14 protein-coding genes are annotated in these 12,505 nt (G+C 37.1%); 1 reads left to right on the top strand and 13 read right to left on the bottom strand.

Translation table 11 applies throughout. From position 1 onward, the window contains the following. Positions 1-63: 63 nt before the first annotated feature. From spoIID to JOC75_RS16360, 4 genes are all read right to left on the bottom strand, one after another. Positions 64-1,086, bottom strand: coding sequence for a stage II sporulation protein D (spoIID, locus tag JOC75_RS16375; RefSeq protein WP_204955070.1), 1,023 nt, complete (start codon positions 1,084-1,086; stop codon positions 64-66). A gap of 345 nt (positions 1,087-1,431) precedes the next feature. Next, the gene (gene murA, locus JOC75_RS16370) at positions 1,432-2,739 is read right to left on the bottom strand and encodes a UDP-N-acetylglucosamine 1-carboxyvinyltransferase (protein WP_204955069.1); all 1,308 of its coding nucleotides are present in this window, start codon (positions 2,737-2,739) and stop codon (positions 1,432-1,434) included. A gap of 32 nt (positions 2,740-2,771) precedes the next feature. Next, complete coding sequence (locus tag JOC75_RS16365; RefSeq protein WP_204955068.1) at positions 2,772-3,500, bottom strand: YwmB family TATA-box binding protein; 729 nt, start codon at positions 3,498-3,500, stop codon at positions 2,772-2,774. A gap of 161 nt (positions 3,501-3,661) precedes the next feature. After that, on the bottom strand, positions 3,662-3,898 hold the full coding sequence (locus JOC75_RS16360; protein WP_146950237.1) for a DUF1146 family protein: 237 nt from the start codon (positions 3,896-3,898) through the stop codon (positions 3,662-3,664). A gap of 423 nt (positions 3,899-4,321) precedes the next feature. On the opposite strand from JOC75_RS16360, the gene JOC75_RS16355 reads away from it, so the two are divergent. Then, complete coding sequence (locus JOC75_RS16355; protein ID WP_204955067.1) at positions 4,322-4,822, top strand: hypothetical protein; 501 nt, start codon at positions 4,322-4,324, stop codon at positions 4,820-4,822. Between the two features lie 575 nt (positions 4,823-5,397). Here the strand turns inward: JOC75_RS16355 and JOC75_RS16350 are convergent. The 9 genes from JOC75_RS16350 to JOC75_RS16310 form a co-directional block, all read right to left on the bottom strand. Next, positions 5,398-5,793 (bottom strand): F0F1 ATP synthase subunit epsilon, encoded by a 396-nt coding sequence (locus tag JOC75_RS16350; protein WP_204955066.1) that lies wholly within the window; start codon positions 5,791-5,793, stop codon positions 5,398-5,400. 24 nt (positions 5,794-5,817) lie between these two features. Then, entirely contained in the window at positions 5,818-7,236 is a 1,419-nt protein-coding gene (atpD, locus tag JOC75_RS16345; RefSeq protein ID WP_146950234.1) for a F0F1 ATP synthase subunit beta, read from the bottom strand. A 187-nt stretch (positions 7,237-7,423) separates the two neighbouring features. Then, the gene (locus tag JOC75_RS16340) at positions 7,424-8,281 is read right to left on the bottom strand and encodes a F0F1 ATP synthase subunit gamma (RefSeq protein WP_146950233.1); all 858 of its coding nucleotides are present in this window, start codon (positions 8,279-8,281) and stop codon (positions 7,424-7,426) included. A 94-nt stretch (positions 8,282-8,375) separates the two neighbouring features. Continuing rightward, positions 8,376-9,884, bottom strand: coding sequence for a F0F1 ATP synthase subunit alpha (gene atpA / locus JOC75_RS16335; RefSeq protein ID WP_204955065.1), 1,509 nt, complete (start codon positions 9,882-9,884; stop codon positions 8,376-8,378). Between the two features lie 15 nt (positions 9,885-9,899). Further along, positions 9,900-10,445 carry a F0F1 ATP synthase subunit delta gene (locus tag JOC75_RS16330; RefSeq protein ID WP_204955064.1) on the bottom strand — a complete coding sequence of 182 codons (546 nt, stop codon included), beginning with the start codon at positions 10,443-10,445 and terminating at the stop codon, positions 9,900-9,902. Then, positions 10,442-10,960: a F0F1 ATP synthase subunit B gene (gene atpF, locus JOC75_RS16325; protein ID WP_146950230.1), complete on the bottom strand. Its 519-nt coding sequence runs from the start codon at positions 10,958-10,960 to the stop codon at positions 10,442-10,444. Before atpF ends, JOC75_RS16330 begins: the two co-directional genes overlap by 4 nt. Before the next feature lie 163 nt (positions 10,961-11,123). Next, a complete protein-coding gene (gene atpE / locus JOC75_RS16320) occupies positions 11,124-11,336 on the bottom strand; it encodes a F0F1 ATP synthase subunit C (RefSeq protein ID WP_146950229.1) in 213 nt (70 codons plus the stop codon). A gap of 45 nt (positions 11,337-11,381) precedes the next feature. Then, positions 11,382-12,116 (bottom strand): F0F1 ATP synthase subunit A, encoded by a 735-nt coding sequence (atpB, locus tag JOC75_RS16315; protein ID WP_146950228.1) that lies wholly within the window; start codon positions 12,114-12,116, stop codon positions 11,382-11,384. 20 nt (positions 12,117-12,136) lie between these two features. Further along, positions 12,137-12,505 carry an ATP synthase subunit I gene (locus JOC75_RS16310; protein WP_146950227.1) on the bottom strand — a complete coding sequence of 123 codons (369 nt, stop codon included), beginning with the start codon at positions 12,503-12,505 and terminating at the stop codon, positions 12,137-12,139.

The following is a 12,505-nucleotide window of genomic DNA, read 5'->3' as shown; positions in this document are numbered from 1 at the left end:
GAGCTAGTCATCAAATAAACTCTTCAAAATAGCAAATATGCCTAATCGGTTCCATTCCGCTAGCTATTGTTTAGCTGTATACTTCGATAAAAACGGTTCAGCTGTACCGATTTCTGTGCCTTGATAATAATGTGACAAGATTTCATCGTAGGTTTTGCCTGCTTCAGCCATAAAGTTTGCTCCATATTGGCTCATGCCAACTCCATGTCCAAATCCCTCTGTTTCAATAACAATAGAGTCACCTTTGATTTTCCAGGTAAAATCTGAGGATTTTAATTCTAATTTTTCTCGAATTTGTCTTCCCGTAAATTCTTTTCCGTCAATTTCTACCTTTGCTACACGTTTTCCAGGTGTTAATTCCTTTATTGTGCCAACTGTTTCTTTACTCGTATCAATTTTAACCCCTAAAGTTTGTTCAAATTCTTTAATTGTCATGATTTTTTGATCATAAAATTTAGGTGATTTTTCGTCCCATGTGCTATCAACACTTTTTAAATAAGGAATGGCTTCCTTCCAATATGCTTCAGAGTTCTCTGTGTACCCATTACTAGTTGAAAAAAATGAGGCATCAATTGGCTTTTGATCATATGTAAGAATCTTACCCTGTGTTGCTGCTACTGCTTCTGTAATTTTATTTAACTTCGCTGTATATTCATTTCCCCATTGTTTTTTCAATTCTTCTTGATTTTTATAAACCTGATGCATTGTTGTATCTGTCACAACAGATCCAGCTGGAGCACCATATGTTTTTTCGTTCATAAGCTGCTTTGTAATATATGTTCGAGCGGCCAATGCTTGTGCTTTTAATGCTTCTGTTTCAAACTCTGCTGGCATTTCAGATGCAACAACTCCAATAACATATTCCTCTAATGGAATGTTTTCGATTTGCTGAGCTTGACTTCTATAAACAGGAACATCCACAGGTGATTCTGCTAACACAGGAACATTGCCTTTTGCGACAGTTAGCTCTTCACCTAATTTTCCTTTGGATTGATCCATAAATGGCGTAACGAGTAAAGTGGGAATAAGAAGGATAATGATAAATAATCCTCCAAAGATAAAAAGGGCTGGTTTAATTGGTTTCATGTCTAAGGCCTCCGTTAGGTTTTAGATTAAATAGTATATCTATATTCCATCTTATGGTTATGGACAAGCTTTTATGACAGAAATAACAAGGGAATTGCTTTATTTTATGGGAGGTTCAGGTAAGGGATTTCAACTCTATGGAGAAAGAACTTAGACCTACTCAATTTGAATTTTTTATGAATTATTTTCAATATCCATGTATAAACTCCAGCTAATATAGGTATTCTAGTAAAGTCCTGATTAGAATTATTTTCTGTACATATTTTATTTGGTTTTGTAATAAAAAAACCAAATAAAAGAAGCAGGGCGCCAATGAATGACTCCTGCTTCTTTTATGAAGGCATATTAATCTGATACGGCAGCTTGCTGATCAGAATTTGTTTTTGTTGTAATGTCTTCTTTTACGCGTTCAATATCAGCGCCGATTGCTGCTAATTTTTCGTGGAAACCTACATATCCTCTATCTAAATGCTTTAGTTCAGTAACACGTGTGTGGCCATCTGCTGTTAATCCTGCAAGAATTAATGCTGCACCTGCACGTAAATCTGTTGCTGCTACTTCTGCACCTTGTAATCCCACTGGTCCGTTGATAATAACCGAACGACCCTCAATTTTGATATCTCCATTCATACGACGGAATTCTTCCACATGCATAAAACGATTTTCGAAAACTGTTTCAGTAATCATACTCGTTCCTTTAGCACGTAATAGCAATGCCATCATTTGAGATTGCATATCTGTAGGAAAACCAGGGTGTGGCATTGTTTTGATATCAATTGATTTTAAATTTTCTGGTCCGATAACTCGTAGACCATTTTTTTCTTCTATTATTTCTACTCCCATCTCTTCCATTTTCGCGATAAGAGATGTTAAATGCTCTGGTACTGCATCTTGAACAAGTACGTTTCCTTTTGTAATAGCTGCAGCAACCATGAATGTGCCTGCTTCAATTCGGTCAGGAATAATTGAATGATGGGCACCTTTTAGTTCCTCAACACCTTCAATACGAATTGTTCCTGTACCAGCGCCACGGATTTTACCACCCATAGCATTGATATAATTAGCCAGGTCAACTATTTCTGGTTCTTTTGCTACGTTCTCAAGAACAGTTGTACCTTCTGCAAGAGAAGCAGCCATAATGATGTTTTCTGTTGCCCCCACACTTGGGAAATCAAGATAAACCTTAGCACCTTTCAGTCTTCCGTTTACTTCTGCTTCAATAAAGCCGTTTCCAACTTTAATTGAAGCGCCCATAGCTTCAAAGCCTTTTAAATGCTGGTCAATTGGTCGAGATCCAATTGCACAACCACCTGGTAATGCAACACGTGCAGAACCTTTACGGGCTAAAAGTGCTCCCATAACGAGTACAGATGCACGCATCTTTCTTACATACTCAAACGGTGCTTCTGTTGATAGCTCTTTTGATGCATCTACAATCACTTGATTATTTTCAAAATGGACATCTGCGCCTAAGTGGCGAAGAACTTCATTAATTGTATACACATCGGAGAGCGTAGGTACATTACTTATAATACTTTTATCTTCACTTGCTAACAAAGATGCAGCGATTACTGGTAAAACGGCATTTTTTGCTCCTTCTACTTTAACAGTGCCGTTTAACTTACGACCGCCGCGGACGATGATTTTTTCCAAAGTATTCCCCTCCGCGTCCCAATTTCTCTATATTAATATTCAGACGTAATGATTGGTGTTCCTATTACGACCGTTGTTTTAGCGCCCAATCCGTCAGATCTCAATGAAATTTGCATATTCATGTTATCATCTGTTGTTGGAATAAAATCTTCCCATAATGGGGTTTTAGCTGATACTGATACAAACTGATCTTCTTGTAATTCTTCAATTGTTTCTGCTTGAAAATATTTTAATAATTCGCTCGATTTTTGGTTCAAAACACCTTTCATCATATCATCAATAGATCCTGTTAAACAAGCAAAAGTTGTAGTTTTCTCACGAAAAATGTCGAATGCTTGCTTATTGAAGTAGTCAGTCAAGTTGTTCCAATCATTTTGCGTACTTACACCCTTTACCTCATAAAGGATATACGATTGAGTATGGACATTTGTGAGGGTAGTTATAAACTGGAGTTTTTCAGTAAGATCTTTATCATTGTTGTGATAAACACCAATTGCTTTATAAACGTCATCCTCAGTTTCATATGTCCATGTGTATTGACGATATTGCTTTGTAAAATGTTTCACTTCTTCAATTGATTTTTTATCAACAGTCTTTTTTGAATATAAAGACCAATCGTTAATTGAAATATCATGGCTTTCCATTGCACTCGCCATATAATCAAGCTTTGAACGATTTTCTTTTGCATCTATATGACTGGCCACCATATTCCATCCAATAAACAGTAAAATTGCTACAATCATCATTTCTCTTTTTTTCACACCGAGTCACTTCCTCTCCTTAGTAACATTGTTACCGGAAAGCAAGGACACATACGTGGAAAAAGTCGTCAAAATTAGACAAGGCCATAGAAATCGCAATATATGTAGTTCTTTTGTTATATATAGCTTTTCTTCCCAGTTCTAACCATCAATAAACATGTTTAAAAGAGTGATGGAAGTTGTTGAGACCATAATAAATAGTCTAAAAAGAAATTACTTACCAAAGATCCGATTGCAATTGTTAGTAAAATTAAAAGTACTCTTGCTTGCATGACTTTGCCAGATTTTAGCCATTTTTCAATGTTTATTGCTTGTAATGCCCACCAAGTGATCATAAAGAAAACGATATTTACAATCATACTTAGTAAAGCAATTTGTCCAAAGTCGGGCACATTCATCCCTCCATAAAACTCATAAAACTACGTACCTTCTGCCCCTAATTCAGCTACTTACTAACCAAAAGAAAAGACACAAAGCAACTTAAATCATACAACAAATTCTTAAAATTACAAGCACATTTTTACCTAGTCCACCATAATAATTTTCACTAGTTTTTTATGCTGGTATATACCCTTTTTCATTATATAGTGAAAGTTCTGTAACATGATTGATTTTTAAATTTAATAAAAATTTACGAATATTGAATAATCATTTACATACTAAAAAAATCAGTCACATTCCATTATTTTACTATACATACACATCCAAAATACTCCTCAATTATGAAAGTATTGTTACAAGTTTTTCAAAGGATTTTCTATGATATACTTTCTTCGGATAGTTTTCTTTTCCGAATATTAAAGGGATTTGAGGGAGATAAGATGTTTGAACCACAGTTGAATCACTATAGAGATATAACACAAGAGTATGGTGAACAATTGCCTGATTTTGATAATATATATACGGCACAAGCACATTACTACGAGTTTCGTAAAGATCATCTTTTTTTACTTGAAGAGATTTCTAACGAATTTAATATAATAATTGATTATTCTCCTAAGAGCTTAATGGACATTGAAAAGTTGTATTTCGATTTATTTAAGGATAATAAATACTTCGATTTACAGATAACGATAGCAGAGTTTGAAACATGTATGAGCATATATTTGTGTGAAGTTCTTGTTAGGGAAAATCCTGAATGTTCTGAGTGGTTAGTAAAAGAGTATCCTTTTATTGATAATAAATTTGTGATGGGTATTCGGTATGGACGTTATCATCAATATTTTCAGAACATGTTTTTGGATCATTATGTTAGTCATAAGGATGAGAGTGAAATGATACTTTCTAAGCGTTATGACAGAATGGCACGGTTTTGTAAGTAAGTGTTAAACATTTTCATTTACTTGGTTTCTTGGTTGGATCCTAGTTCGTTCCATTTCGCTCCAGAAACTTGCTTTCCGCGGGGAGGAAGTCGAGCTTCCTCGGCTTTGCCTGCGGGATCTCGACCTTTCCTCTGCACCCGCAGGAGTCAAGTTTCTTCCGCTCCATTACACTATCAAGTTTTAAAATAAATAGTTACCCAACCTTTTAAGAACAATTACATTATTTCTGGGTGAAGTGAATTTTTCTTTGCACAATCCTATCCTTAAAACCAAAGAATTATTAAGGAATTTAATTATATAGAAGACATCTTATATCCAGAGTTTTAATTTTCAAATATGAAACCTTCTAAAATTGACAGAAATATTTTTGCTAATAACTACTACTTCAATGGTGTTTCGAATTTTTGACCACATTAACGAAGTAATAAAACGGTATATTCTCTGACTCTTTTTATTTTGGCTTTCTAGCCATTTAGAATACACATCTTTTTTAATCTTATAAAACCTTCTAATTAAAAGCCCTTATAAAAAGAAAAGATGGTGCAGACTATGTGTCATGCACCATCTTTTTTTATTTATTTCGTTACGTTTAAGCGGTTGATTGCACGTTGTAGTGCTAGTTCAGCACGCTTAAAATCGATTTCGTCTGATTTATGATTTAGACGCTCTTCGGCACGTTTTCTAGCTGCTTCTGCACGAGCTATATCGATAGTCTCTGCTTTTTCAGCTGCTTGTGCTAAGATCGTAACCTTGTCAGGTCGTACTTCGATAAAGCCGCCAGTAACAGCAACGAATTCAGTGCTGCTCCCTTGCTTTAGGCGAACTGCTCCAATTTGCAATGGGGCAACCATAGGAATATGACCTGGTAAAATACCAAGCTCACCACTTTGAGCTTTAACACTCACCATTTCTACGTCTGCATCGTAAACTGGGCCATCGGGAGTAACGACATTGACTAATACTGTCTTCATACTCATACCCTCCTAGGTCCCTAATTAGGCTTCTACACCCATTTGTTTTGCACTTTCGATTACTTCTTCAATACGTCCAACTAAACGGAACGCATCTTCAGGAAGGTGATCATACTTACCTTCTAGAATCTCTTTAAATCCACGAACTGTTTCTTTAACAGGAACATAAGAACCTTTTTGACCAGTAAATTGCTCTGCTACGTGGAAGTTTTGAGATAAGAAGAACTGAATGCGACGAGCACGAGCAACAGTTTGCTTATCTTCGTCAGAAAGCTCATCCATACCTAAGATCGCAATGATATCTTGTAGCTCTCTGTAACGTTGTAATGTTTGTTGTACATTACGAGCAACACTATAGTGTTCATCTCCAACGATTTCAGGTGACAATGCACGTGAAGTCGAAGCAAGAGGATCCACCGCAGGGTAAATACCCATTTCAGATAATTTACGCTCTAAGTTAGTTGTTGCATCTAAGTGAGCAAATGTCGTTGCTGGAGCCGGATCCGTATAGTCATCGGCAGGAACGTAAATTGCTTGGATAGATGTAACAGATCCAACATTAGTTGAAGTGATACGCTCTTGTAATTGACCCATTTCTGTAGCAAGTGTTGGTTGGTAACCAACGGCAGATGGCATACGACCAAGTAAGGCAGAAACCTCTGAACCTGCTTGTGTGAAACGGAAGATGTTATCCATGAAGAAAAGAACGTCTTGTCCTTGATCATCACGGAAATATTCAGCCATTGTAAGACCAGTTAATGCAACACGCATACGTGCTCCAGGTGGCTCATTCATTTGTCCGAATACCATTGCCGTTTTCTTAATAACACCAGAATCCGTCATTTCATGGTAAAGGTCATTTCCTTCACGAGTACGCTCTCCAACACCAGCGAAAACGGAAATACCACCGTGCTCTTGTGCGATGTTGTTGATAAGCTCTTGAATTAATACCGTTTTACCTACACCGGCACCACCAAATAGACCGATTTTTCCACCTTTGATATAAGGTGCAAGTAAGTCTACTACTTTAATACCAGTTTCTAAAATTTCAACTTCTGTTGAAAGCTGATCAAATTTTGGTGCTTGTCTATGAATTGGATCACGACGAGAATCAGCAGGAATTGGCTCATCTAAGTCAATGTTATTACCTAATACGTTAAATACACGACCTAAAGTTACGTCACCGACTGGTACTGAAATCGCTGCGCCTGTGTCAACAACTTCTACTCCACGAACAAGTCCATCAGTAGAAGACATCGCAACAGTACGTACAGTATCATCACCTAAATGCAGGGCAACTTCTAAAGTTAATTCGATAGCGACTGATTGATCATTCGCTTCTGTTTTAATTGTAAGGGCATTATAAATGTCAGGAAGTTGACCACTTGGAAACTTTACGTCAACAACCGGACCCATAATTTGAGTAATGCGTCCTTTATTCATCGTTTTCCCTCCTATCTATTAAGAAAAGCTCAGGGGCGCCCGCTTATCGGAAACAAGCATAAGGCGAATAGGAATAGAAGGCGCTCTTGCCTTCAATTACTATTTGACTTATGACCTTGAGCCGATGGCGCCTGGAGCTAGACACTGAAGCTAATTACTTTATGTTTTATAATTAGCTTGGTAGGTTTTATTCTAAAGCAGCTGCTCCGCCGACGATCTCAGTAATTTCTTGAGTGATCGCAGCTTGACGAGCTCTGTTATAAGTTAATGTAAGACCGTTAATAAGGTCTTTAGCATTATCTGTAGCATTCTTCATTGCCGTCATACGTGCTGCATGCTCAGAAGCTTTACTATCTAGTAATGCTCCATAAATGAGACTTTCAGCATACTGAGGTAATAGCACTTCTAGAATTTCTCCTTGGTTAGGTTCAAATTCATACGATGTTAAATTTGAATTAGAAGAAATATCTGTTAGTGGAAGAAGCTTTTTCTCAGTTACGTCTTGTTGAATCGCACTAACGAAGTGGTTGTAGTACATGTATAGTTCATCATACGATCCATCTGCATACATATTAACTGCATTGCTTGCAATATCTTTAATGTTTGCAAAAGATGTATCATCACCGATTCCTGTAATCTCTGAAATAACGTTCATACCACGCTTTTGAAAGAAATCACGTCCCATTTTACCGATAGCAATAACGGCAAACTCATCATTAGATTTATGCTTCTTCTGAATTGTTTGGTAAACAGCACGCAATACACTACTGTTAAAAGCTCCAGCTAAGCCACGATCAGATGTGATGACTAAATAACCAGTACGTTTAACAGGTCTGCTTTCAAGCATTGGATGACTAATTTCAGAGCTTCCATTAGCAATGCTAGCTACAACCTCTTGAATTTTGTTCATATAAGGACCAAAAGCTTTTGCATTATTTTCTGCGCGATTTAATTTCGCAGCAGAAACCATTTGCATTGCTTTTGTAATTTGACTTGTCTTTTTTGTAGAAGTAATCCTTGATTTTATATCGCGTAATGATGCCAAAGGTTCTCACCACCTTTATTAGAAAATCATCTAAATGTATGAAAAGAATGGTGTGTGAACGCTACATTAGCCTTCACACACACACATGTTTGTTTTATTCAGTTACAGCAAATGTCTTTTTGAAGCCTTGAATTGCTGCATTCATATCCTCATCTTTCGGAAGACCGCCAGTTGTGCGGATTTCTTCAAGAAGGGCTTTATTGTTCTGCTCTAAATGTGCATGGAACTCATCTTCAAAGCGAGTGATATCAGCAACAGGAATATCATCAAGGAATCCGCGAGTTAATGCATATAAAATCGCAACTTGCTTTTCAACTTTTAATGGTTTGTTTAAGCCCTGTTTAAGAACTTCAACTGTACGAGCACCACGGTTTAATTTAGCTTGTGTTGCTTTATCAAGGTCAGAACCAAATTGAGCAAATGATTCAAGCTCACGGTAAGAAGCTAAGTCAAGACGTAGCGTACCGGCAACCTTTTTCATCGCTTTGATTTGTGCTGATCCTCCAACACGAGATACTGATAAACCTGCGTTAATCGCTGGACGTACACCAGAGAAGAACAAGTCAGACTGAAGGAAAATTTGTCCGTCAGTGATTGAAATAACGTTTGTTGGAATATAAGCTGATACGTCACCAGCTTGTGTTTCGATGAATGGTAAAGCAGTTAAAGAACCTGCACCCTTTGCATCACTTAATTTAGCTGCACGCTCAAGTAAACGAGAATGCAAGTAGAAAACGTCACCAGGGTATGCTTCACGACCTGGAGGACGACGAAGTAATAATGAAAGCTCACGGTATGCCGAAGCTTGTTTTGTTAAATCATCGTATACAACAAGAACATGCTTGCCGTTATACATGAATTCTTCACCCATTGTTACCCCAGCATAAGGAGCTAAGAATAACATTGGAGCTGGTTGTGATGCAGAAGCAGTTACAACGATTGTGTAATCTAATGCACCGTGTTTACGTAATGTTTCAACAACACCACGAACAGTTGATTCTTTTTGACCGATTGCAACATAAATACAAACCATATCTTGATCTTTTTGATTCAAGATTGTATCAATAGCTACTGCTGTTTTACCAGTTTGACGGTCACCAATGATTAACTCACGTTGTCCACGACCGATTGGCACAAGTGCGTCAATCGCTTTAATACCAGTTTGAAGTGGTTCATGAACAGATTTACGGTCCATAACACCAGGTGCTGGACTTTCAATTGGTCTTGTCTTTGTTGTTTCAATTGGACCTAAACCATCAACTGGTTGTCCTAATGAGTTAACAACACGCCCGATTAATGCTTCACCTACAGGAACCTCCATGATGCGTCCAGTACGACGTACCTCGTCACCTTCATGAATATCTGTGTAAGGTCCTAAAATGATAATACCAACGTTATTTTCCTCAAGGTTCTGAGCCATACCCATAACGCCGTTTGAAAATTCTACAAGCTCTCCAGCCATGACATTGTCGAGGCCATGAGCACGAGCAATACCATCCCCAACTTGGATAACAGTACCAACATCGCTAACTTTTATATCAGACTGATAGTTCTCAATTTGCGCCTTAATGAGCGCGCTAATTTCTTCAGCTTTGATGCTCATGAGTTTCACCCCTATCTACAATCTATTTGCGACTAATTGTCGCTCTATACGTTCAAGCTTTCCACTTACACTACCATCGTAAATTCGATTACCAATACGTAGCTTTACGCCACCTAATAATGTTTTATCGACTACGTTTTGTAAGCGGAGTGATTTTTTTCCGATTTTCTTTGCAAATGAAGCAGATATTGCTGATAATTCAGCTTCTGATAATGCGCGGACAGAGTATACAGTTGCATCCTCAGTGCCACGATATTCATTTGCTTGTTGTACGAAATGACTTACCACTTCAGCTAATACATTAGCACGATTTCGATCAACTAATAGTAAAAGTGTATTTACAACTTGTTCTGATACATTTGTAAATGAATCTTTCACAATTGATTTCTTCGTCTCACTTTTAACTTTCGGATGGTTAAGTACTTCTAATAAATCCTGATTCGCTGTAAATACTTCTTTAACAACGAGTAATTCATTTTCGATTTGATCGATAATGTTTTTTTCTTTTGCAAGTTGAAAAAGAGCTACTGCGTAACGTTTTGCAACGATTCCTTTGCTCATCGACCCTCGCCTACCTCATTGATGTAGTCATTGATCAGTTTTTCTTGCTCTTGCTCATTCAATTCTTTTTCGATTACTTTAGAAGCAATCATGACAGATAAAGACGCAACCTGTTCGCGTAATGCTGCAACAGCTTGTTCTTTTTGCTGTTCAATTTCTTTAAGCGCTCCGTCTTTAAGACGTCCTGCTTCAGAGCGAGCAGCCTGGATAATATCTTCCTTCTGTTGCTCACCAAGCTTTTTAGCATTTTCCACTAGTCCTTGTGCTTCTACACGTGCTTGTTTAAGTAACTCACGTTGCTCTTCTACTAGCTTTTGTGCTTCTTTATTTCTTTCTTCAGAACTATTAATTTCATTTGCAATAAAATCTTCACGTTGCTTCATCATGTTCATAACTGGTCCAAATGCATATTTACCTAATAATGCAAGTAGAATTAAGAACATAACAAGCTGGAATACGATATCTCCTGTGTTTAGGCCTGTTGATGCACCTAATGCAAGATCAAAAGTTAACATAGCTCGGTTTCACTCCCTTCAAGAGTTCCATGATGGGTTATGACTATCATTGTTTGAAAATACGTTATGGAAATAGTTTAAGATTTCAATACATAAAGCAATGGCGAAGATTCTCATCCTGAGACGACTTCGCCACTATGAACCATTAAATATAGTAAGATTATTATTGGAACATTACGATAAATGCGATTACAGCAGCGATGATTGGAATCGCCTCTACTAACGCTACCCCGATAAACATTGTTGTTTGAAGTGCGTTTTTCGCTTCTGGTTGACGAGCAATCCCCTCAACAGTTTTTGAAACGATCATACCATTACCTAAACCTGCACCTAATGCAGCTAGTCCAATTGCGATTGCAGCAGCTAAAGCTCCCATTATATAATTCCTCCTTAAGAATGATTACTATTTTATAATTTATTATTAATGGTCTTGACTCACTTTGTGTGCCATATATACCATTGTTAACATTGTAAATACAAATGCTTGTATTGCACCTATAAATATACTAAATGCTTGCCAGATTAGCATTGGTACTGCCGCAGCAATTGTACCGAAAATACCGCTAAATAAGCTTGATTCATAACCACTTACTGCAAGAGTAGCAAGTAATCCTAAAAGTATTTCCCCTGCAAAGATATTACCATAAAGACGAAGACCGAGTGTTAGCGTGTTAGAGAACTCCTCGATAATTTTAAGAGGAAACATGAAAGACATTGGTCGGAAAAATTCTTTTCCATACTCTCTAGCACCTTTCATCTTAATCCCATAGTAATGAGTTAAAGAAACTACCATAACAGCTAGTGTTAAAGTAATTGCGGGATCGGCTGTTGGCGATTTCCACCAAAGGTCGTGATCCACGATGATAGCAAAAGGTAAACCTAACATATTTGATATAAAAACATACATTAATAAGGTCATTCCTAGCGTTACAAATCGGGCACCTGTTTGCATATCCATTGTACTGCCAATAATATTTCTTACAAAATCGACAATCCATTCAATAAAGTTTTGTCTACCAGTCGGTTTCATTTTCAGATTCCGCGTAGACAGAAATGCTATTAAGAAAACGATTAAACTAGCAATCGTGATCATTAATACATTAGATAAATTAAAAGTTAAACCTAAAAACTCTCTCACAGGAGCTCCATGATCCATTAGATTCACCTCACTTCCAGCTAAGTACGATTATGTTGTATTGCAAAATCTATCATAATGACGATATACATTGTCATTAATCCCAAAATAACACTAATCAAATGGAAATACTCCGGAAACCTCAGGGCAAAAAATACCGCTACAATGGCTGTTGCCATTCTAGAAGCTGTCCCCAGCGACACTTTCTTTCCTTCTTCTAGTGCAGAATTGAACTGCTTTTGTTTTCTCACCATGTTCCATAAATTATATAGACTCATTGATGTTCCAAGCAGCAATCCTTGAAAAACTGTTTTGTAGTCTGTAAATCCCCATGCTAATACATAAAGGGCCAGCAGATATAATATGTATTTACGATATCTGTAAAACATTAGTTGCAAATTTTCAAACAT

It is taken from the genome of Metabacillus crassostreae (genome assembly GCF_016908395.1).
Lineage (GTDB): Bacteria > Bacillota > Bacilli > Bacillales > Bacillaceae > Metabacillus > Metabacillus crassostreae.
The sequence above is the reverse complement of the archived record's forward strand: the minus strand, read 5'-3'. Positions and strand labels throughout refer to the sequence as shown.